Origin of the sequence: Streptomyces sp. CBMA152 (genome assembly GCF_014596475.1) — a bacterium.
Lineage (GTDB): Bacteria > Actinomycetota > Actinomycetes > Streptomycetales > Streptomycetaceae > Streptomyces.
Genome location: NZ_MECJ01000029.1, coordinates 766,256 through 788,318, shown reverse-complemented (window position 1 = coordinate 788,318; position 22,063 = coordinate 766,256). Strand labels below are relative to the sequence as shown.

Sequence of the window (22,063 nt, the reverse complement as noted above, 5' to 3'; positions counted from 1 at the left end):
ATCGCCGGCGGCGGGCCCGCGGGCGGCGGCGGCATCTGCGGCGGCTGTGCGGGCGGCACGGGCGTCCCGGGAGGCGGGTCCGTGGGTGCCCCGAAGCCCCCCTGCGGCGGCTGCTGGCTGGGCGGCTGGCTCACAGCGTGTATCCCCCTTCGTGCGGACCGCTGCCCGAACGGACTCCCCCGCGTTTCCGGAGCGGAATCGGACATGGTCCCGCACAGTTTGCGTCAGTCGAGCGGGGCTTCTTTCTATCACTCGGGCCCCTCGAACAACGGGCCGGTCCGCCCCTGTTCCCAAGGGCGGACCGGCCTGTGATGCGCCTGTTATGCAGTTTCCACGCGCTCTTTACGGATCCTTACGCGGCCTTGACAGCATTCAGTTCCGCGCCACCCAAGGGGCGCGGGGAACTGCGCGAGCAACCCAGCACGGTCCGCAGACAAAGACCGCGCCCTTCCAGCGGAGCGCTACGCCTCCTCGGCGAGTTCCAGCCAACGCATCTCCAGCTCGTCGCGCTCGCCGATGAGTTCGCGCAGCTCCGCGTCGAGTTTCGCGACCTTCTCGAAGTCCGTGGCGTTGTCGGCGATCTGGGCGTGCAGCTGGGTCTCTCGGTCCGAGATCTTGTTCAGCTGCCGCTCGATGCGCTGGAGTTCCTTCTTCGCGGCGCGGCTGTCGGCGGCCGAGGCCGTGCCCGCCGACTTGGCGGCGACCGGCGCGGGGGCCGGGGCCGCCGCCTCGATCATCCGCTTGCGCCGCTCCAGGTACTCCTCGATGCCGCGCGGCAGCATCCGCAGCGACGCGTCGCCGAGCAGCGCCCACACATGGTCGGTGGTGCGCTCGATGAAGAACCGGTCGTGCGAGATGACGACCATCGAGCCGGGCCAGCCGTCGAGCAGGTCCTCCAGCTGGGTCAGCGTCTCGATGTCGAGGTCGTTGGTGGGCTCGTCGAGAAAGAGGACGTTGGGCTCGTCCATGAGGAGGCGGAGCAGCTGGAGCCGCCGCCGCTCACCACCGGACAGATCCCCCACCGGCGTCCACTGCTTCTCTTTACTGAACCCGAACTGCTCGCAGAGCTGCCCGGCGGTCATCTCCCGGCCCTTGCCGAGGTCGACGCGGTCCCGGATCTGCTGCACGGCCTCCAACACCCGCAGCGAGGCCGGGAGTTCGGTGACGTCCTGGGAGAGATAGGCGAGCCGCACGGTCTTGCCGACCTTGATCTGCCCGCCGGCCGGCTGCGTCTCGCCGCCGGTACGGGACGCCTCGGCCAGCGCCCGCAGCAGCGAGGTCTTGCCCGCGCCGTTCACCCCGACCAGACCGATCCGGTCGCCCGGGCCGAGCTGCCAGGTCAGATGCCTGAGCAGCACCTTCGGCCCGGCCTGGACGGTCACGTCCTCCAGGTCGAACACGGTCTTGCCGAGCCGCGCGTTGGCGAACTTCATCAGCTCGGAGGTGTCGCGCGGCGGCGGCACATCGGCGATCAGCTCGTTGGCGGCCTCGATGCGGTAGCGCGGCTTGGAGGTACGGGCGGGGGCACCGCGCCGCAGCCAGGCCAGCTCCTTGCGCATCAGGTTCTGCCGCTTGGTCTCCTCGGTGGCGGCGATCCGCTCCCGCTCGGCCCGGGCGAAGACGTAGTCGCTGTAGCCGCCCTCGTACTCGTACACACTCCCCCGCTGCACATCCCACATCCGCGTACAGACCTGGTCGAGGAACCAGCGGTCGTGGGTGACGCAGACGAGCGCGGAGCGGCGGGCCTGGAGGTGGGCGGCGAGCCAGGAGATGCCCTCCACGTCCAGGTGGTTGGTGGGCTCGTCCAGGATGATCAGGTCCGGGTCGGCGATGAGCAGCTTGGCCAGCGCGATACGGCGGCGCTCGCCGCCGGAGAGCGGGGCGATGACGGTGTCGAGCCCGTTCTCGAACCCGGGCAGATCGAGCCCGCCGAACAGTCCGGTGAGCACATCGCGGATCTTGGCGTTGCCGGCCCACTCGTGGTCGGCGAGGTCCCCGATCACCTCGTGCCGGACGGTGGCGTCCGGGTCGAGCGAGTCGTGCTGGGTGAGCACCCCGAGCCGCAGCCCGCCCACGTGCGTGACGCGCCCGGTGTCGGCCTCCTCCAACTGCGCGAGCATCCGGATGAGGGTGGTCTTGCCGTCGCCATTACGCCCGACCACCCCGATCCGATCCCCTTCGGAGACGCCGAGGGAGACACCGTCGAGCAGGGCACGGGTGCCGTACACCTTGCTGACTGCCTCGACATTGACCAGGTTCACGGCCACCAACGACTCCTGACGCGAAAGGATCGATCCGGCTCCAGCCTAATCGCCGCAGCCGGCCCCGCTGCCGTGCGGCGGACGCCCGCGATCAGCGCACACGGCCGTGCCACGGAAAATTGTTCGCGCCGACCCGTGACCGGTCACCCGCTCGGACGGTTGTACGTTCGGATGGTGATCACATGGGCAGGCCGAAGGGCACGACACGACGACCACGGGCGTCGGCGACCAGCGGACTGCGGGTACTGACCGCTGTAGTCCCCGTGTGGCTGGACCGCGCCGACCACGAACGTGCCCACCGGGCCTGTCATGCCTCGGCATTGCTGTGGAACCGCTGTGTGGCGTGGGTCCGGAACGAATGGCGGTCGGGCCGTCGACCGGGCCGGGAGGACGTGCGCCGGTTCGTCACCTCGCTGCCCGTGAAAGAACGGCCGGTGCACGCCCATACCGCGCAAGCAGTGGCGTACGACCTGTGGGACGCGATCGAGACCGCCCGCGCGAACAAGGCGAGCGGGCTGCCGCACGTGCGCCTGCCCTGGCGGGAGAAGGCGTACCGCCCGCTGGTGTTCACCCGCAACTACGGCTGGCGGGTCACTCCGGACGGGTGCCTGTCGCTGTCCCTCGGGCTCGGTCAGGGGCGGATCGTGCTGCCCCTGCCGGAGTTCACGGGGCGAGGTCCGACCAGGACGGAGATCGAGCAGTGGGGCGAGATCAAGCTGTGCTGGGCCCACGACACGGGTGCCTGGGCTCTGCACATTTCCCACTCCTGCCCGCAGCCCGGGTTGCCGGGCCCGGCCTCTGGCACGGGCGACCACGGCCCATCGGACGAAGGCGCCCCGGTGCGGGTGGTCACGGTCGCGATCGACGAAGGGATCATCAATCCCCTGACCATGGCCCATGAGGCGCCTGACGGCGGACGCGAAGTGACGGTGATCAACGGCCGGTCGGCGCGAGCGATCAAGCGCGAGCGGAACAAGACCGTCGCACGGCTCACCTCCATGCTGTCGAGGTGCAAGAACGGCTCGCGCAGGCATCGTCGTCTGGTGACCGCAAGGAGAAAGGCCCGGGGAAAGGCCAGGACCCGACTGCGGGACTTCAACCATCAGACGACCGCGAAAGCCGCCAAGGTCGTCCGGGCCGCGTATGCCCAGCACCGGGCGGCCGCTCCTCAAGGCGCCACCGTCCAGATGCGGGTGGTGGCCGGAGACGTCCGTGGCATCGAGAAGCGCACGGCCGAGCGGCGCAGGGTGAACCGGTCGACGCGCCAGCAACTGTCCCAGTGGGAGCGAGCCGCACACGAGCACCAACTCGCGTACAAGACCGGCTTGAAGATCGAGTACGTCGACGAGGCGTACACCTCTCAGACATGTCCGGCGTGCGGGCGCCGCCGCAAGGTGCGCGGGCGCCGGTACGTCTGCGCGAACCAGGCGTGCGGCTTCCGCTTGCACCGGGACGCCGTGGGCGGCGTGAACATCCTCACGCTCGCCGACAACGGCGGAACACTCGTTCCGGCTGGACCCGACCTCGCGGTACGGGTCACGTATCTACGAGCCCAGCCCGGCTGGAGTCCGCTCCAACGGGAACTGCACGGCCACCATCAGCACGCGCTCGGTCGCGCGAGGGTGGCCGGGCAGGGAAGCCCGTAGTAGTGCCCATGAACCGGGCCCCATTCGCTCTCAGGAACGGATGGTGTCGCTGCGGCGCCGCCTCGCGGTGCAGCGGGTAGTTGGAACAGGCGCACTCTCCGCACCGTGCGGTGCGGCCGGTGAGACTCTTGTCGTCGCCTGGCTCTTTACCTTCGTCGCAGAAACCTCGGCTCCGAGCCGGGGAGGTTCACGGCCATTTCACTCCGCCCCATGCTTCAGGCAACCACGACAGTCGCCCCGGGGGCGGGTGAGGTGGCCACCCTCGCGGAGCGGCAGGTGCCGGATGCCGTCAGCGCGTCCGCGATCTTCCGCGCCGACGCCGCGTCCTCCGCGAGGAACGCTGTGGTCGGGCCGGACCCGGACACCAGCGCCGCCAGGGCGCCCGCTGCCGTGCCCACCGCCAAGGTGTCCGTGAGCGATGGGCGCAACGACACCGCGGCCGTCTGGAGGTCGTTGGACAGCGTGGTCGCCAGGGCCTTCGCGTCGCCCGCGCGCAGGGCGGACAGCAGGGACGGGTCCGCCGCCGGCGGCGCCGCGTCCGGGCTGAGGCGGTCGAACTCCGCGTACACCGCAGGGGTGGACAGGCCGCCGTCCGCCGCCGCGAAGACCCAGTGGAACGTGCCGCCCACCTCCAGCGCGGACAGCTTCTCGCCGCGGCCCGTGCCCAGTGCCGCACCGCCCACCAGGCTGAACGGGACGTCGCTGCCCAGTTCGGCGCAGATCTCCAGCAGCTCCGCGCGCGACGCGTTCGTGCCCCACAGCGCGTCGCACGCCACCAGCGCCGCCGCGCCGTCCGCGCTGCCGCCCGCCATGCCGCCCGCCACCGGGATGTCCTTGGTGATGTGGAGGTGGACGTCGGGCGAGCGTCCGTACCGCGCGGCCAGGAGTTCCGCCGCCCGCGCCGCCAGGTTCGTACCGTCCAGCGGGACCTTGTCCGCGTCCGGGCCGGAGCACGTGATCTTCAGCGAGTCCGCCGGGGACGCCGTGACCTCGTCGTACAGGCCCACCGCCAGGAACACGTTGGCCAGGTCGTGGAAGCCGTCGGGGCGGGCGGGGCCCACCGCGAGCTGGACGTTGACCTTGGCGGGGACGCGGACCGTCACCGTCACTTCTTGGCCTCCGCGATCCGGGCGAACTCCTCGACGGTGAGCGCCTCGCCGCGCGCCTGCGGCGAGATCCCGGCCGCGACCAGCGCCTCTTCGGCGGCGGCCGCCGAGCCCGCCCAGCCGGCCAGCGCGGCCCGCAGGGTCTTGCGGCGCTGGGCGAAGGCCGCGTCCACGACCGCGAAGACCTCCGCCTTGGTGGCGGTGGTCCTGACCGGCTCCGCGCGCCGGACCAGGGAGACGAGGCCCGAGTCGACGTTCGGCGCGGGCCAGAAGACGTTGCGGCCGATCGACCCGGCGCGCTTGACGTCCGCGTACCAGTTGGCCTTCACCGACGGCACGCCGTACACCTTGTTGCCGGGCTTGGCCGCGAGCCGGTCGGCGACCTCTGCCTGGACCATGACCAGGGTGCGCTCGATCGTCGGGAACCGGCCCAGCATGTGCAGGAGGACGGGGACGGCGACGTTGTACGGGAGGTTCGCGACCAGCGCGGTCGGGGCCGGGCCGGGGAGCTCCTGGACCAGCATCGCGTCGGAGTGGACCAGCGCGAAGTGGTCCTTCTTCGCGGGCAGCCGGGCCGCGATCGTGGACGGCAGCGCGCCCGCGAGCACGTCGTCGATCTCGACGGCCGTCACCCGGTCCGCCGCCTCCAGGAGCGCCAGCGTCAGCGAGCCGAGGCCGGGCCCGACCTCCACCACGACGTCGTCGGGCCGTACCTCCGCCGTCCTTACGATCCGGCGGACCGTATTGGCGTCGATGACGAAGTTCTGACCGCGCTGCTTGGTGGGGCGTACGCCCAGCGCTGCGGCCAGTTCACGGATGTCGGCGGGGCCGAGGAGGGCGTCGGGCTCAGTGGTGCTCACCGATACAGCCTACGGCCGCAGTGCGGCCACGGGCTCGACCCCCGCTGTACGTAGAGCTTCTTCGCCCGGAACGTCTGCTCGGCGGCGCTCGCGTGCTGCGGCAGGCCGCTGCCGCCGAGCGCGTGCCAGGTCTGGCCGTCGAACTGGTAGAGCCCGCCGTAGTTCCCGGTCGCGTCGACGGCTCCGGCGCGCCCGCCGGACTCGCAGTGGGCGAGCTGGTCCCAGTTGAGGTGGTCGGCGCCGCCGACCGAGCTGGGCAGCGGCTTGGTGCCGATGCGGACGGTCTGGGTGACCGGCCCGCGTACCACCTGCTCGGCCACCTTCTTCGGCTTCTGCCGCACCCCGTTGACGGTCCGCAGGGCGTACGTGACCTTCCGCAGCCCCTGCTGGCCGGGCCGGTCGACGACCTCGGTGCCGGTGAAGAGCGACTCGTCCTTGGTCTTCTCGACCTCGTACGGGATGGGCTCGGCGCGTACCTCGCGGGTGCCGGTGATGCGCATGACGGTGATCGTCTGGCCGTCGCGGGGGAACGAGGACTGCGGCACCGAGGTGGTGTCCTCGCCCTGGAGGGAGATCCCGGCCTCCTCGACGGCCTCGGCGACGGTCGCCGCGTTGGTGCGGATGGTGCGCTCGCGGCCGTCGGCGAGGAAGGTGACCTGGCGCTCGGTGCGTACGTCGAGACCCATTCCGGCGCGGCCGATGGCGGAGGAGCGGGAGGCGGAGAGGTAGGCGCCCTCGGCCCGTACGCCGAGCTGGCGCAGCGCCCCGTCGACGGTCTGCGCGGTGGTCCACACCTGGCGCCGCTCGCCGTCGAGGGTGAGGGCGACGGGTCGGCCGTAGCGGACGACGACCTCGTCGCCGCTGGTCAGGGCCTCGTGGCGGCCCGGGGCGACGATGTCGTGGTCACCGACGGCCACATGCTGGTCGGCGAGGAGTTCGTCGACGTCGTCGGCGAAGGTGTGCAGGGTGCGCGGGACGCCGTCGACGGTGAGGCGTACGGCCTTGTCGTTGGCGAGGAACGCGGAGGTGCCGCCCGCGAGGAAGGCGACCACCAGGGCCTGCGGGATGAGCCGGCGCAGCGCGTCGGGGCGGGAGGGCGCGAAGCTTCTGCGGCGCCGCGCGGCCCGCCGCGCCCCGGCCCGCCCGCCGGGGTCGGCCGGGTCGGGGTCGGCGGGGTCCGGGCCGCCCCCTTCCGGCCCGTCGCCCTGCCGGGGCAGGAGGGGCGCGGCCACGGTCTGGTCGGCGTCGAAGGCCAGAGGCGGCACCTCGGCCGTTCTGGTGGCGGCGCGGCGGCCGCCACGCGCGGCTCTGTGACTGCCCTGCGAAGTGCTCACGGTGCTCCAGAGGTCCGGCCGATCGTCCCGTCGAGGCCGGGACATTAGCGGAGCCTCTGTCACTCTCCAAAGCGATTCGACTACGGAGCGTCGTCGCGCTACCCTACGTTCGCCCGCTTGGGGGGCATCGTCCGTTATCTCTCAGTAATCGAATGCACGCGCAGTGTTCTCCGCGACGGCCGCGGCCAGCGCGTCCTCGTGGAGGCCCTTCACCGCGGCCATGGCCCGTACCGTAATCGGAATGAGATACGGCGCATTGGGCCGTCCGCGGTACGGCGCCGGGGTGAGGAAGGGCGCGTCGGTCTCCACCAGGACCAGTTCGAGCGGTGCCACGGCGAGCGCGTCGCGCAGCGGCTGGGCGTTCTTGAAGGTCAAGTTTCCGGCGAAGGACATGAAGTACCCGGATTCCGCGCAGAGTTCCGCCATTTCCGCGTCACCGGAATAGCAGTGGAAGACCGTGCGTTCCGGGGCGCCCTCTTCGCGCAGAATGCGCAGCACATCCGCGTGCGCCTCGCGGTCGTGAATGACGAGCGCCTTGTCGTGCCGTTTGGCGATCTCGATATGGGCCCGGAACGAGCGTTCCTGCGCGGCCATTCCCTCGACTCCGGTGCGGAAGTAGTCGAGCCCGGTCTCGCCGACGCCCTTGACGTGCGGGAGGGCGGCGAGCCGGTCGATCTCGCCGAGCGCGTCGTCGAGGGCGCTGGCGCCGCCGGGGGTGCGCGCCCCCTGGCGGGACCAGCCGTCGGGGTCGCCCAGGACGATCCGGGGCGCCTCGTTGGGGTGCAGGGCGACGGCGGCCCACACGCTGTCGTACGCGGCGGCCGTCTCGGCCGCCCACTGCGACCCCTTCACGTCGCAGCCCACCTGGACCACGGTCGTCACCCCCACGGAGGCGGCCTTGGTCAGCGCCTCCTCCACGGTGGTGCCCTGCATGTCCAGATGGGTGTGCGAGTCGGCGACCGCGATCCCGAGCGGTTCGGGCAGCGGCGGCGGGGCATCCTTGGCGGCACTCATGGAGCCGATCCTATGAAAGCCCCCGGGCCGTCACTTCTTGTGGTGGTGGAAGGGGTGCAGCAGGTCGGAGAGGTGCCAGTGGTGGGCGGTGTCGGTCGCGGCCTCGTCCGCCGCGGACTCCGCCGCCGCGGACGGCTTCGGCCGGTCCGGCTCGGGGTCGCCACCGGAGCCCACCGGCCCGGCCGGCGCCTGGTGCGTGGAGTGGTGCGCGAGCCACTGCGTCACGCTGGAGACCCGGCCGGCACGCAGGGTGCGCACCACGTGCCCGCCGCAGTTCGCGCAGGTGGGCTGGGACAGCGGCGACGGCACCCGTTCCCCGTCCGCCTTGTAGACCACGAAGGGCTGGCCCTTCCCGTCCACGTGGTGCTCGATCTCGTACGCCTGCTCCCAGCCATACCCACACCGCATGCACGCGAACGCGTACTCCTCGTGCGCAGTGGTCTCAGCGATCTCACTCATGTGCCGGCTCCTCTTGTCCGCTGGACAAGCTCTTGCGAGCGCTCCTTGCGAAGCGGGGGCGGAAAACGTCCCCGATCCATGGGACGCCTTTCGCCGCCAAAACGCATCAGGGGCTGTCGAGTGTTGGTACCGTCTTGGCCTTTCCTAGGCAAAAGCCCCGGTCTGCGGCCTGAGCTTTACTTTTCGCGTTACGTTTCACGATAGTCCTTTACCGTCCCCCGGTGCCGCCCGTGCCGCGTTCTTTGCCGCCACCACCGCGTCGAACACCTCGCGCTTGGGTAGACCCGCATCGAGCGCCACGGCCGCGATGGCCTCCTTGCGCCGCTCGCCCGCCTCCTCGCGCACCTGCACCCTTCTGACCAGCTCCTCGGCGTCCAGCTCGGCGGGCCCGCTCTCGGCCGCGCCCTCGACGACGACGGTGATCTCACCGCGTACGCCCTCGGCCGCCCACTCGGCGAGGTCCTTCAGCGTCCCGCGCTTGACCTCCTCGTACGTCTTGGTCAGCTCGCGGCAGACGGCGGCGCGGCGCTCGGCGCCGAAGACCTCGACCATCGCGGCGAGCGTGTCGTCCAGGCGGTGCGGGGCCTCGAAGTAGACGAGGGTGCGGCGCTCGTCCGCGACCTCGCGCAGCTTGCCCAGGCGCTCGCCCGCCTTCCTCGGCAGGAAGCCCTCGAAGCAGAACCGGTCGACGGGCAGCCCCGACAGGGCGAGCGCGGTCAGGACCGCGGAGGGCCCCGGCACGGCCGTGACCTTGATGTCCTTCTCCACGGCGGCGGCCACGAGCCGGTAGCCGGGGTCGGAGACGGACGGCATCCCGGCGTCGGTCACAAGCAGCACGCGCGCGCCGCCTTCGAGCGCCTCGACGAGCTCCGGCGTACGGGCGGACTCATTGCCCTCGAAGTACGAGACGACGCGTCCCGAGGTGTGGATGCCGAGCGCCCGGGTCAGGCCGCGCAGCCGCCGGGTGTCCTCGGCGGCGACGACGTCGGCCCGCTCCAGTTCGGCGGCGAGTCGGGGCGGCGCGTCCGCGATGTCGCCGATGGGGGTCCCTGCGAGTACGAGTGTTCCGGTCACCCCGCCATCCTCCCAGCCCCCGGCGGCTCCGGTCGCCCGGGCGGGATCGGGCCCGGCCACGGGACTCGCACAGGCGCTTTCCCTACGATGGCGCGGTGACCAGTACAGCGCCACAGACCCTTGAGGGGCAGGCCGCCGGCGACGCCCCGCCCGGCTGGCAGGACCGGCTGCGCCGCTTCGGCTACTCCGCGCAGCCGAGAACCGGGCTGCGCGAGCGCCTGGTGCCGCCCTACACCCGCCCGTCCGGGCAGCTGTGGTCGGTGCTGCGGGTGCCCCCGACGGTCGCCGGATATCTGGTGCGCTGGTCGGGGTGGGTCGGGCCGCTGCTCGTCACGCTGGTGGCGGGGCTGCTGCGGTTCTGGAAGCTGGGCAGCCCGGACGCGGTGATATTCGACGAGACGTATTACGCCAAGGACGCCTGGGCGCTGATCAACCACGGCTACGAGGCCGCCTGGCCCAAGGACATCGACAAGTCGATCATCCAGGACCCCTCGACGGTGACCATCCCGGCCGACCCCGGCTATGTGGTGCATCCGCCGGTGGGCAAGTACCTCATCGGCCTCGGCGAGAAGTGGTTCGACTTCACCCCGTTCGGCTGGCGCTTCGTGATGGCGGTGCTCGGCACGCTCTCGGTGCTGATGCTCTGCCGGATCGGGCGGCGGCTGTTCCGCTCGACGTTCCTGGGCTGCCTGGCGGGCCTGCTGCTCGCGGTGGACGGGCTGCACTTCGTGATGAGCCGCATGGCCCTGCTCGACCTCGTGGTCATGTTCTTCGTGCTCGCGGCCTTCGGCTGCCTGCTGATCGACCGGGACCGGGCGCGGGCCCGGCTCGCGGCGGCACTGCCCGAGGGCGAGGACGGCGAGCTGCGCCCCGACGCGCGGGTGGCGGCCACGCTGCGGTTCGGCCGGCGGCCGTGGCGGCTCGCGGCGGGCGTGATGCTGGGCCTGGCCTGCGGCACCAAGTGGAACGGCCTGTACGTCCTGGTCTTCTTCTTCGTGATGGCGGTGCTCTGGGACGCGGGCGCCCGGAAGACGGCGGGCGCGGTGCGGCCGTACCGCGCGGTCCTCAAGAAGGACGTGTTCCCCGCGTTCGTCTCCACGGTCCCGGTCGCCATCGCCACGTACATGGCCTCCTGGACCGGCTGGTTCATGACGGACAAGGGCTACTTCCGGGACTGGGCGCACGGCCGCGCGGGCCTCTCTCCCGACCATGTGAAGCTGCCGCTGATCGGCGATGTGCACCTGCCGCAGTTCGGCATGAGCTGGATGCCGGAGTCGCTGCGCAGCTTCTGGCACTACGAGTCCGAGGTCTACAGCTTCCACGTCAATCTGACCGACAAGCACACCTACCAGTCGAACCCGTGGAGCTGGATCGTCCTGGGCCGCCCGGTCTCGTACTACTACGAGAGCCCGTCGCCCGGCGCCGACGGCTGTCCGTCGAACACCGCCGACAAGTGCGCGCGCGAGGTGCTGGCGCTGGGCACGCCGCTGCTGTGGTGGGCGGCCTGCGTCGCGATCCTGTACGTGCTGTGGCGCTGGATCTTCCGGCGCGACTGGCGGGCGGGCGCTATCGCCTGCGGCATCGCGGCGGGCTATCTGCCCTGGTTCCTCTACCAGGAGCGCACGATCTTCCTCTTCTACGCGGTCGTCTTCGTGCCGTTCCTGTGTCTGGCGGTGGCGATGATGATCGGCGCGATCATCGGGCCACCGGGCTCGGACGAACGCCGCCGGGCGATCGGCGCGATCGGCGCGGGCGTCCTCGTCCTGCTGATCATCTGGAACTTCATCTACTTCTGGCCGATCTACACCGGCACCGCGATCCCGCTGGATTCCTGGCGGAACCGGATGTGGCTGGATACCTGGGTGTGAGCGTCGCGTTCCGGTAACGGGAGCCGCCCGCTGTCACTGGTGTCACGTACAGTGCCTCTCAAGCAATGCTCTTGAACATGTTCAAGAGCCTCCTGGGGAGGGGCTGCGATGCGCAGTGGAGCGAAGGCCGCCATAGTCGGCGGAGCGTTCTTGGTGGTCGGCGGGGGCGTCGTCTACGGCGGGTACGAGATGCTGGCCGGGGACGACTCGTCCCCGACCGTGCACACCCAAGCGGCGCCGAAACGGACCGGTCCGCCGAGCGGGGACGAGGTGACGAAGACGGCGCAGGCGTTCTTCGACGCCTGGTCGAAGGGGGACACGGCGGCCGCCTCGGTGCTCACCAACAACAACGCGGCCGCGCAGACCGCGCTCGCGGGCTTCCACGACGACGCCCATGTGGACAAGGTGACGATCACCGCGTCCCCGGCCACGGGCGCGACCGTGCCGTACACGGTGAAGGCGGAGGTCACGTACGAGGGGAAGACCGCGCCGCTGACGTACGCGTCCCAACTGACCGTCGTACGGGGCCTGACCACCGGCAGGGCGCTGGTCGACTGGAAGCCCGCCGTGGTCCACCCGCAGCTCAAGGCGGGCGAGAAGCTGACGACGGGGGCGGCGAAGAACCCCGAGATCGAGGCCGTCGACCGGCAGGGGCGGGTGCTGACGAAGGAGAAGTACCCCTCGCTCGGCGCGGTCCTCGACTCGCTGCGGCAGCGGTACGGCGCCAAGGTCAACGGCACGCCGGGGGTGGAGCTGTCGATCGAGAGCGGCGACGCGGGCACCCCGAACCGGACGCTGCTGACCCTGGCCAAGGGCAGGGCGGGCAAGCTGACGACGACGCTGGACGCGGACGTCCAGGCGGCCGCCGAGCAGGCCGTGAAGCGGTTCGACGAGTCGTCGGTGGTGGCGATCGAGCCGGACAACGGGGAGATCCGGGCGGTGGCGGACAACCGCAAGGACGGCTTCCCCGCCTCCCTCCAGGCCTCGGTCGCACCCGGCTCCACCATGAAGATCATCACGGCCGCGATGATCGTCCAGAACGGCGTGGGCGGCGCGGACCAGCGGGTGGAGTGCCCGGCGACGGCCATATGGGAGGGCTACACCTTCCACAACCTCAACGACTTCACGATTCCGAACGGCACGCTGACCGACGCCTTCGCGCGGTCCTGCAACACCGCCTTCATCAAGCCGGTGAAGCCGCTCACCGGCAAGCACATCGCCGGGACGGCGCTCGGTCAGACCGCCCGGGACTACTTCGGCCTCGGCCAGGACTGGAAGCTCGGCGGGGTGAAGTCCTTCGACGGCAGCGTTCCGGAGTCGTCCGGGGTGGAGACGGCGGCCTCGTACATCGGCCAGGGCAAGGTCCAGATGAGCCCGCTCGACATGGCGTCCGTCTCGGCCACCGTGATCAACGGCGGCTTCCACCAGCCGATCATCGTGCCGAAGGACCTGGACGGCCGTGAACTGGCCACCGCGCAGCCGCTGCCCGGCGCGCTCGCCGGACAGCTCCAGCAGATGATGCACGCGGCGGCCACCAACGGCACGGCCGTGAACGCGATGTCCGGGGTGCCCGGGCCCAAGGGTGCCAAGACCGGCTCGGCCGAGGTCGACCAACAGGGCAAGTCCAACAGCTGGTTCACGGGGTACGGCAACGGGCTCGCCGCCGCCGCGCTCGTCCAGTCGGGCGGCCACGGCGGGGACGCGGCGGGTCCGATCGTGGCGGCGGTACTGCGCGCGGGGTGAGGCCAGGGTCCACCGCTGTGACGAAAACGTCGTCGCGTGCCCCGTACAACCACCGCTAGCGTGCGGATCCATGAGCTCACAGCAACCCCCTTACGCGCAGGACACCCGTATATGAGCCTGCTCGTTGTCGTCGCGGTGCTGGTGGCCGCCTTCACGCACGCCGCGTGGAACGCGATGGCGCACGCAATCAAGGACCAGCTCGTCGCGTTCACCCTGATCGGCGGCGGGGCTTCGGTGATCGGCGCGGCGCTGGCGGCGTTCTCGCCAGTGCCGTCCGGCGGCGCCTGGCCGTATCTGATCGCCTCGGCGCTGCTGCACATCGGCTACCAGGTGCTGCTCATGCGGTCGTTCAGCCTGGGCGACTTCGGGCAGATGTATCCGATCGCGCGCGGCACGGCACCGCTGGTGGTGACCGTCCTCGCGGTGGTCTTCGTCGGCGAGAGCCTGAACGCGTGGCAGGCGGCCGGGGTGGCCGTCGCCTCGGCGGGCCTGGTCGGGGTCGCCCTGTGGGGCATCCGGGGCTCGGGCGCGCGGCCGCACTGGCCAGCGCTCCTCGCCGCGCTCGCGACCGGCCTCTCGATCGCGTCGTACACGGTGGTGGACGGCGTGGGCGTACGCGCCGCCCACACCCCCATCGGCTACATCGCGTGGCTGATGATCCTGGAGGGGCTGCTGATCCCGGCGTACGCCTGGTACAGCCGCCGGGGCGCGCTGTGGGCGCAGCTGCGGCCGTACGCGGTACGGGGTCTGCTCGGGGCGGCGCTGTCCATGACGGCGTACGGCCTGGTCCTGTGGGCCCAGACCCGCGCGCCGCTCGCTCCGGTGGCCGCGCTGCGGGAGTCGAGCATCATCGTGGGGGCGGCGATCGGCGCGGTGTTCTTCAAGGAACGCTTCGGGGCGCCGAGGATCGCGGCGGCGGGGCTGATGGTGGTGGGGATCGGGCTGATGCTGCGGGCGGGGTGACTGCGCCGGGCCCCGTTTTTCGGCTGCGGGCCGCCTTTGGGCTGGTCGCGCAGTTCCCCGCGCCCCTTAATGGGCCCTTCGGGCCCTCCTAGGGGCGGGGAAGAATCGATTCAGCCCACCACGTTGAATGGACCGCGTGCGTCAGCAAGGGCGCACTCGGGACGTGGGAGTGGCAGTGGTGGACGTGCGGGGCACCGTGGACCCGGGGTTCGAGTCGGTCAGGGACGCCTTCATCCGTAACTTCGAGCAGGGCGGCGAGCGCGGCGCGGCCGTCGCCGTCTACCACCACGGCCGCAAGACCGTCGACCTGTGGGGCGGCACCCGCGACGTGGACGGCACCGCGCCCTGGGCCGTCGACACCGTCCAGATCGTGCGCTCCGTCACCAAGGGCGTGGCCGCCGCCGTCCCCCTGCTGCTGCACCAGCGCGGCCAGTTGGACCTGGACGCGCCCGTCGCCACGTACTGGCCCGAGTTCAAGGCCAACGGCAAGGACCGCACCCTGGTGCGTCATCTGCTCTCGCACCGCGCCGGCGTGCCCGTACTGGACCGCCCCCTCACGACCGCCGAGGCCGCCGACGGCGAGTCGGGTCCAGCCGCCGTCGCCGCGCAGGCACCCGTCTGGGAGCCCGGCACCGACCACGGCTACCACGCCCAGACGTACAGCTGGCTGCTCGGCGAGCTGGTGCGCCGCGTCACCGGCCGCACCCTCGGCCGCTGGGTCGCCGAGGAGATCGCCCGGCCGCTGGCCGCCGACTTCTGGATCGGGCTGCCGGACGAGGAGGCGCACCGGGTGGGCCGCGTCGGCCCGGTGGAGACGCCGCGGGTGGCGGGGGCGATCACGACACGGCCCAAGCGCTCGGTCGTGGAGGCGTACGCGGACCCGACGTCGCTGACCCGCCGGGCGTTCGGCGCGATCGACCCGCTCCCGGACGAGAACGACCCCGTCTACCGCGGCGCCGAACTCCCCGCCGCGACAGGCGTGTCCACGGCTCGCGGCCTCGCCCGTATCTACGCGGCGACCCTCGGCGAGGTGGACGGCCGCCGTCTGTTCGCCCCCGCGACGATCGCGCTCGCGCGGACGGAGGAGTCGGCCGGGATGGACCGGGTCCTGGTCGTGGGCACCCGCTTCGGCCTCGGCTTCATGCTCCACGGCCCGGCGTCCCCGCTCCTGTCCCCCGGCTCCTTCGGCCACCCCGGCCGAGGCGGCTCCCTGGGCTTCGCCGACCCCGAGTCGGGCGTGGCCTTCGGCTACGTCACCAACGGCCACCAGAAAAACGTAACGGCGGACCCACGAGCACAGGCGCTGGTGCGAGCGGTACGAGCATCCATCGAGGCCACGAAGTAACCCCCTAGGGGCGCGGGGAACTGCGCGACCAGCCCAGCACGGTCCGCAGACGAAGACCCAGGCCGCCCGCCCAGGGCTTTCGGGAAGGGGCGGGGTGGGGAAAAAGAACCGCAGCCCCCACCGCCCCGCACCCAAACAACCCGCCCCGCGAAGCGCTACGCCTTCGTGGACACCGCCCGAGGATCGAACCCGAACGGCAGCTCAAGCCGATGCGTCCGCATCAGCTCCTCGTCCGACAGGACATCCGCGGTCTTCCCGTCCACAGCGATCGCCCCACCACTGAGAATCACCGACCGGGGGCACAGCTCAAGCGCGTACGGCAGGTCGTGCGTGACCATCAGGACCGTCACGTCCAACGTCCGCAGGATGTCGGCCAGTTCGCGCCGCGACGCGGGGTCCAGGTTGGACGACGGCTCGTCCAGGACCAGGATCTCCGGCTCCATCGCGAGCACGGTCGCCACGGCCACGCGGCGGCGCTGGCCGAAGGAGAGGTGGTGCGGCGGCCGGTCGGCGAACTCCGCCATCCCCACCTGCTCCAGCGCGGCGCGCACCCGCGCCTCCAGCTCCGGCCCCCGCATCCCCGACGCGGCCGGCCCGAACGCCACGTCCTCGCGGACGGTGGGCATGAAGAGCTGGTCGTCGGGATCCTGGAAGACGATGCCGACCCGGCGCCGGATCTCGGCGAGGTTGCGTTTCTCGACCGGAAGACCGGCCACCGTCACCGTGCCCGCGCCACCGGTCAGGATGCCGTTGAGGTGCAGGACGAGGGTGGTCTTGCCGGCGCCGTTCGGCCCGAGCAGCGCGACGCGCTCGCCGCGCGCGACCGTCAGGTCGACGCCGAACAGCGCCTGGTGGCCGTCCGGATAGGCGAAGGCGAGCCCGCTGACCTCAAGCGAAGCGGGAGCGGCAGCAGAAGAGGGAGTCTCGGAAGACGTGTTCACAGGGTCCACCCCAACAGACAGACGACTAGAGCCGACGCGGGGAGCGCCGCCGCGTAACGCCATTGCGCACCGGTCGCCGTCACCTCGTCGATGACCGGTATCGAGCCCGCGTAACCGCGGCTGACCATGGCCAGATGCACCCGCTCGCCGCGTTCGTACGAGCGGATGAAGAGCGCGCCCGCCGACTTGGCAAGCACGCTCCAGGCCTTCACGCCCTTCGCCTCGAAGCCGCGCGAGCGGCGGGCGATGGACATCCGGCGCATCTCGTCCGTGATGACATCGCCGTAGCGGATCATGAACGAGGCGATCTGGACGAGCAGGGACGGGAGCCGCAGGCGCTGGAGGCCGAGCAGCAGCGCCCGCAGGTCGGTCGTGGAGGCGAGGATCACCGAGGCCGCGACCCCGAGCGTGCCCTTGGCCAGCACGTTCCACGCGCCCCACAGACCGTTCTCGCTCAGCGCCAGGCCGAGCACATGCACCTTGTCCCCGGGCACCACGAACGGCATCAGGACCGCGAACGCCACGAACGGGATCTCGATCAGGAGCCGCTTGAGCAGGAAGCCGACCGGGATGCGGGCCGCCGTCGCGACGACGCCGAGCAGCACCGCGTACAGCCCGAACGCCCACATCGCCTCGCGCGGGGTCGAGACGACCACGATCACGAAGAGGAAGCTGGCCGCGATCTTGCAGTGCGGAGGCAGGTCGTGGACCGGTGAGGCGTCCTGCCGGTAGAGCTTGTGCGCGTGACCCGCGCCCATGTCAGACCTTCTCCGTCTCGGGGATCGCGGTGGGGGTCGCGTCGGCGAGGGTGCCCTTGCGGCGGCGCACCACCCAGAAGATGCCGCTGCCGACGCCCACGGTGACCCCGACGCCGATCATGCCCGCGAGGCCCGTGGCCACCCGGTTGTTGCCGATGTCCTTGACCGAGTAACCGGCGAGCGGCGAGCTCTCGGTGGCGTGCTTCTTCGTCTTGGTGTCGATGCCCTTGTCGTGGGCCACCTTCTCCAGGCCGTCGGGCGAGGCGGAGGCGTAGAAGGAGACGAATCCGGCCAGCAGCAGCGCGGCGAAGACGAACACCGCCCGCACCCGGCGAGTGGACCGCGCGGCGGCGGGTACGCGCTGGGGTGCGGGGGCGTCGATCAGTTCGCCGCCCACCCGGAGCTGCAGCGGGACGGTGAGCCCGCGCGCCCCGTGGACGAGGTCGGGCCGTACGGCGATGACCGCACCCACGGTCAGCGCGGTGATCGCCGCCTCGCCGATGCCGATGAGGACGTGCACGCCGACCATCGCGGTGAGCACCTTGCCGATCGGGACGTCGGTGGTGCCGCCCAGCGCGTAGATCGCGGTGAAGGTGAGGGCTGCGGCCGGTACGGAGATGAGCGCGGCGACGAAGGAGGCGACGGTGATCGAGCGCCGCTTGCGGGGCAGCACCTTGACCAGGCCGCGGAAGACGGCGTACGCGACGACCGTCGTCGTGATCGCCATGTCGGAGATGTTGACGCCGAGCGCGGTCAGACCGCCGTCGGCGAAGAGGATGCCCTGCATCAGGAGCACGACCGAGACGCAGAGGACACCGGTGTACGGGCCGACGAGTATCGCCGCCAGCGCGCCGCCGAGCAGATGGCCGCTGGTGCCCGCCGCGACCGGGAAGTTGAGCATCTGGACGGCGAAGATGAACGCCGCCACCAGGCCCGCGAGCGGGGCCGTCCGCTCGTCGAGTTCACGCCGTGCCCCGCGCAGGCTGACGGCGATCGCGCAGGCCGCGCCGACTCCGGCTACCGCGGAGACGGGGGCGTTGATGAATCCGTCCGGGACATGCATGGGTGGTCTCCGCAGGGGCCGGGTCGACGGGATCGGGGGCTGAGCCGTTCGATGATAGTCGTGCACCTGCGAATGGCTTGCAAGAGCGTACGAGTGACTAATAACAAGCGCTCGCCCGCCCGGCGCGCCCCCGAAAATATGCGACATTTAATTACAAAGAGTATGAAAAGCTGCGCACAGTGAGCGTGAGGAGCGACCGATGTCCCCCGCCGTCGAGGAGCACGCCCGAGCGAGGATCGTCACGGACGCCCCGCACCACCGACCCGTCCCCGTCGCCCTGCGCTACGACCCCGCAGAGGACCCGCTGACCGTGCGTTTCGAGTTCCCCGGCGGCAACGACTGGGTCTTCCCGCGCTCGCTCCTGGAGGCCGGTCTGCGCGGCCCGGCGCGCGGCGGCGACGTCGGCGTGTGGCCGTGCGGGCGGGCCCAGACCGTCCTGGAGTTCCATTCGCCGGACGGCGTCGCGGTGGTCCAGTTCGACAGTTCGCCGCTGGTCCGCTTCCTGCGGCGTACGTACAGCGTGACGCCCGCATCCAGTGGCCGGGCGTAGGAGAGCGTACGCACGAAGAGAGCCGGCCCCCCACGCGTGATGCGTAGGGGGCCGGCTCAACGCCCCACGGTCCCGTCCCCACAGGCCGTGGGCGTCCAGGGGCGGCGTCGGGTCAGACGCGCGCCAGCTCGCGGTCCTCGTCGCCGTCGGACGCCTTCTCGGCGTGGGCCTTCAGGCCCTCGCCCTCGACGTCGACGTTCGGAAGGACCTTGTCGAGCCACTTCGGCAGCCACCAGGCCTTCGAGCCGAGCAGCGCGAGCACCGCCGGGACGATGGCCATACGGACCACGAACGCGTCGAAGAACACCGCGATCGCGAGGGCGAAGCCGATCATCTTGATCATCTGGTCGCTGGCCCCGATGAAGCCGGAGAAGACCGCGATCATGATCACCGCGGCGGCGGTGACCACCCGGGCGCCGTGCCGGAAACCGGTCACGATCGCCTGACCGGGACGCTCGCCGTGGACGAACGCCTCGCGCATACGGGTGACGAGGAAGACCTCGTAGTCCATGGCCAGACCGAAGACCACACCGACCATGAAGATCGGCATCATCGACATGATCGGGCCGGGGTTCTCCACCCCGAACAGCCCGCCGAGCCAGCCCCACTGGAAGACCGCGACGACCGCGCCGAGGGCGGCGACCACCGAGAGCAGGAAGCCGAGGGCCGCCTTCAGCGGAACCAGGATCGAGCGGAAGACCACCATCAGGAGCAGGAACGCGAGACCGACCACGAGCCCGAGGTAGGGCAGCAGCGCGTCGTTCATGCGCTGCGAGAAGTCGATGTTCATCGCGGTCGCGCCCGTGACCAGGACCTCGGCCTTGGTGTCGGACTTGATGCCGCTGCCCGCGTCACGGATCGAGTGGACCAGGTCCTCGGTGTCCGTGGACGACGGCTTCGACTTCGGGATGACCGTGATGGTCGCGGTGTCGCCGTCCTTGTTGAGCGCCGGCGGCAGGACCTCGGCCACGTCCGGCAGCTTCTTGATGGTGTCCGACGTCTTGTCGGCCGCCGCCTTGGCACCGCCGGACGCCTTGGCGCCGTCCACGACGATCATCAGCGGGCCGTTGAAGCCCGGGCCGAAGCCGTCGGAGAGGGTGTCGTAGGCGCGGCGCTGGGTCGTGGAGGTCGGCTGCGAGCCGTCGTCCGGCAGACCCATCTCCAGCGAGGCGGCCGGGATGGCGATGGCGCCGAGCCCGAGCACACCGGCGAGCAGCACCCAGATGGGCTTGCGCAGGACGAAGCTGGACCAGCGGGTGCCCATGTTGGGCTTGGCCTCGCTGGAGTCCTCGACCGTGCCGGCCTCCATCTTCTTGCGGGTGCGGCGCCCGAAGACGCGCTTGCCCGCGAAGCCGAGCACCGCCGGGATCAGGGTGAGCGCGATCAGTACGGCGATCACGACCGTACCGGCCGCGGCCACGCCCATCTTGGTGAGCATCGGGATGTTGACGACCGCGAGGCCGCACAGCGCGATGACGACGGTCAGACCGGCGAAGACGACAGCGGAACCGGCGGTTCCGACGGCCCGGCCGATCGCTTCCTCGCGCTCGCGGCCCTCGCGGAGCTCGGCCCGGTAGCGCGAGACGATGAAGAGCGCGTAGTCGATGCCGACCGCGAGGCCGATCATCGAGGCCAGCGTCGAGGTGGTGTTGCCGAGGTCCAGGACGTTGGCGAGCGCGGTGATCGTGGAGACACCGATGCCGACACCGATGATGGCGGTGATCAGCGGAAGTCCGGCCGCGATCAGCGAGCCGAAGGTGATCATCAGGACGATGCCGGCGATCACCACACCGATGATCTCGCCGGAGCCCGTCTCGGGCTTGGCCTGGAGCGCGTCACCGCCGATCTCGACGGTGAGCCCGGCCTTCTGCGCCGCCTTGCCGGAGTCCTCAAGCGACTTCTTGTCGTGCTCCTCCAAGGCCATGCCGTTGACCTTGTACTTCACGGATATGTACGCGGTCGAACCGTCCTTGGAGACGGCGTTCGCCTTGTACGGGTCCGTGATGGAGGCGACCTGCTTGGACTCCTTGGGCAGATCCGTGAGGACCTTGTTGACCTCGGCCTTCTCGGCCGCGTCCTTCATGGTCTTGCCGGCGGGAGCCTTGAAAACAATGCGGGCGGTGGCGCCGTCGGCGCTCCCCCCGGGGAAACGCTTCTCCAGCAGATCGAAGGCCTTCTGGGCCTCGGTGCCGGGCATCGAGAAGGAGCTGGCGGAAGGAGTGGAGGCGGACGCGGCGCCGAATCCGGCGAGGAACAGCAGCGCCACCCACACCAGGGCGACATAGCGGCGGCGCCGGAAGGCGAATCTGCCGAGTCGGTAGAGGAACGTGGCCACGAGGGCGTACTCCCGGTCGGTCGTTGGCTTACAGGGCGTGGATAACCAGCCCGACGACGAGAGCGGCGTACGTCAGGTGGGGCAGGTTTGTGGGGAGCTAGACGGGATCGCCGAGGGCGGGGAGAACCACGGCGTCGATGTAGTCGAAGAGGAAGGCCTTGTCGACCGGTCTGTCCTCCACGAGCTGCCGGGCGACGAAAGCGCCGACCAGCATATGGATCACAAAGGGAAGGGCCGGACAGTCCGCGCGGACCTCGCCGCGGTCCACCGCGCGCCGCAGCACGTGTTCGAGCCCGTTGATCTCCGGCTCGATCAGTACTTCGCGCAGCGCCTGGTGGAGGTCCTGGTTGTCATGGACGGCGCGCATCAGACCCCGCATCAGGGCGGAGTCCTTCTCCAGCTTGCAGTCGTCCTCAAGACCGACCAGCTCGTGGAAGTCGCGGCGCAGCGAGCCGGTGTCGATCTCGTGGAGACTCACCGGCTTGTTGTGCCGCAGCGCCCGCGCGACCAGCTCCGGCTTGTTCCCCCACTGACGGTAGAGGGTGGCCTTGCTGGAGCGGGTACGGGCGGCGACGGCGTCCATGGTCAGGGCGTCGTAGCCGACCTCGCGCAGCAGGTCGAGTACGGCTTCGTACAGTTCTGCCTCGCGTTCGGCCGTGAGCCTGCTCGCCATTCTCGACCTCCCATCCGTGCGAAACGGTTTCGTACTCGTCCGAGGGTAATCCCGTCGGCGAGCGAAACGA

18 protein-coding genes are annotated in these 22,063 nt (G+C 70.8%); 6 read left to right on the top strand and 12 right to left on the bottom strand.

Annotated features, from left to right (window positions below; genetic code table 11):
* Positions 1–461: 461 nt before the first annotated feature.
* The gene (locus tag BG418_RS30660; RefSeq protein WP_188277223.1) at positions 462–2,267 is read right to left on the bottom strand and encodes an ABC-F family ATP-binding cassette domain-containing protein; all 1,806 of its coding nucleotides are present in this window, start codon (positions 2,265–2,267) and stop codon (positions 462–464) included.
* A gap of 176 nt (positions 2,268–2,443) precedes the next feature.
* Here BG418_RS30660 and BG418_RS30655 point away from each other — a divergent pair, with 176 nt between their 5' ends.
* Positions 2,444–3,907, top strand: a complete 1,464-nt coding sequence (locus BG418_RS30655) for a zinc ribbon domain-containing protein (RefSeq protein WP_188277222.1) — start codon at positions 2,444–2,446, stop codon at positions 3,905–3,907.
* A gap of 215 nt (positions 3,908–4,122) precedes the next feature.
* Here BG418_RS30655 and BG418_RS30650 read toward each other — a convergent pair whose 3' ends face one another.
* The 6 genes from BG418_RS30650 to rsmI all read right to left on the bottom strand — a co-directional run bounded on the left by BG418_RS30650 (position 4,123) and on the right by rsmI (position 9,754).
* A complete protein-coding gene (locus tag BG418_RS30650; RefSeq protein ID WP_188277221.1) occupies positions 4,123–5,016 on the bottom strand; it encodes a 4-(cytidine 5'-diphospho)-2-C-methyl-D-erythritol kinase in 894 nt (297 codons plus the stop codon).
* Positions 5,013–5,873: a 16S rRNA (adenine(1518)-N(6)/adenine(1519)-N(6))-dimethyltransferase RsmA gene (rsmA, locus tag BG418_RS30645; protein ID WP_188277220.1), complete on the bottom strand. Its 861-nt coding sequence runs from the start codon at positions 5,871–5,873 to the stop codon at positions 5,013–5,015. Before rsmA ends, BG418_RS30650 begins: the two co-directional genes overlap by 4 nt.
* A complete protein-coding gene (locus tag BG418_RS30640; protein WP_317453807.1) occupies positions 5,870–7,207 on the bottom strand; it encodes a ubiquitin-like domain-containing protein in 1,338 nt (445 codons plus the stop codon). Before BG418_RS30640 ends, rsmA begins: the two co-directional genes overlap by 4 nt.
* A 141-nt stretch (positions 7,208–7,348) precedes the next feature.
* Positions 7,349–8,221 carry a TatD family hydrolase gene (locus tag BG418_RS30635; RefSeq protein ID WP_188277218.1) on the bottom strand — a complete coding sequence of 291 codons (873 nt, stop codon included), beginning with the start codon at positions 8,219–8,221 and terminating at the stop codon, positions 7,349–7,351.
* A gap of 30 nt (positions 8,222–8,251) precedes the next feature.
* Positions 8,252–8,680 carry a hypothetical protein gene (locus tag BG418_RS30630; RefSeq protein WP_188277217.1) on the bottom strand — a complete coding sequence of 143 codons (429 nt, stop codon included), beginning with the start codon at positions 8,678–8,680 and terminating at the stop codon, positions 8,252–8,254.
* Positions 8,681–8,875: 195 nt separating this feature from the next.
* Positions 8,876–9,754, bottom strand: coding sequence for a 16S rRNA (cytidine(1402)-2'-O)-methyltransferase (gene rsmI / locus BG418_RS30625; RefSeq protein ID WP_188277216.1), 879 nt, complete (start codon positions 9,752–9,754; stop codon positions 8,876–8,878).
* Positions 9,755–9,849: 95 nt separating this feature from the next.
* Here rsmI and BG418_RS30620 point away from each other — a divergent pair, with 95 nt between their 5' ends.
* From BG418_RS30620 to BG418_RS30605, 4 genes are all read left to right on the top strand, one after another.
* Complete coding sequence (locus BG418_RS30620) at positions 9,850–11,622, top strand: phospholipid carrier-dependent glycosyltransferase (RefSeq protein ID WP_188277215.1); 1,773 nt, start codon at positions 9,850–9,852, stop codon at positions 11,620–11,622.
* A 108-nt stretch (positions 11,623–11,730) separates the two neighbouring features.
* Entirely contained in the window at positions 11,731–13,365 is a 1,635-nt protein-coding gene (locus tag BG418_RS30615; RefSeq protein ID WP_188277214.1) for a penicillin-binding transpeptidase domain-containing protein, read from the top strand.
* A gap of 111 nt (positions 13,366–13,476) precedes the next feature.
* On the top strand, positions 13,477–14,328 hold the full coding sequence (locus BG418_RS30610; RefSeq protein WP_188277213.1) for an EamA family transporter: 852 nt from the start codon (positions 13,477–13,479) through the stop codon (positions 14,326–14,328).
* A gap of 178 nt (positions 14,329–14,506) precedes the next feature.
* A complete protein-coding gene (locus BG418_RS30605) occupies positions 14,507–15,673 on the top strand; it encodes a serine hydrolase domain-containing protein (RefSeq protein ID WP_188277309.1) in 1,167 nt (388 codons plus the stop codon).
* Positions 15,674–15,828: 155 nt separating this feature from the next.
* Here the strand turns inward: BG418_RS30605 and BG418_RS30600 are convergent, their stop codons facing one another.
* From BG418_RS30600 to BG418_RS30590, 3 genes are read right to left on the bottom strand one after another with little or no spacing between them, the layout of a single operon-like run.
* A complete protein-coding gene (locus tag BG418_RS30600) occupies positions 15,829–16,635 on the bottom strand; it encodes an ABC transporter ATP-binding protein (RefSeq protein ID WP_223185696.1) in 807 nt (268 codons plus the stop codon).
* Positions 16,611–17,372 (bottom strand): cobalt ECF transporter T component CbiQ, encoded by a 762-nt coding sequence (gene cbiQ / locus BG418_RS30595; RefSeq protein WP_188277211.1) that lies wholly within the window; start codon positions 17,370–17,372, stop codon positions 16,611–16,613. The genes BG418_RS30600 and cbiQ overlap by 25 nt, the downstream gene beginning before the upstream one ends.
* A gap of 1 nt (position 17,373) precedes the next feature.
* Complete coding sequence (locus tag BG418_RS30590; RefSeq protein ID WP_188277210.1) at positions 17,374–18,435, bottom strand: energy-coupling factor ABC transporter permease; 1,062 nt, start codon at positions 18,433–18,435, stop codon at positions 17,374–17,376.
* A 199-nt stretch (positions 18,436–18,634) separates the two neighbouring features.
* Here BG418_RS30590 and BG418_RS30585 point away from each other — a divergent pair, with 199 nt between their 5' ends.
* Entirely contained in the window at positions 18,635–18,985 is a 351-nt protein-coding gene (locus BG418_RS30585) for an SsgA family sporulation/cell division regulator (RefSeq protein ID WP_188277209.1), read from the top strand.
* Positions 18,986–19,097: 112 nt separating this feature from the next.
* Here BG418_RS30585 and BG418_RS30580 read toward each other — a convergent pair whose 3' ends face one another.
* Together BG418_RS30580 and BG418_RS30575 are read right to left on the bottom strand one after the other, a co-directional pair.
* Positions 19,098–21,320, bottom strand: a complete 2,223-nt coding sequence (locus BG418_RS30580; protein WP_188277208.1) for an MMPL family transporter — start codon at positions 21,318–21,320, stop codon at positions 19,098–19,100.
* Positions 21,321–21,417: 97 nt separating this feature from the next.
* Entirely contained in the window at positions 21,418–21,993 is a 576-nt protein-coding gene (locus BG418_RS30575; RefSeq protein ID WP_188277207.1) for a TetR/AcrR family transcriptional regulator, read from the bottom strand.
* Between the last annotated feature and the right edge of the window lie 70 nt (positions 21,994–22,063).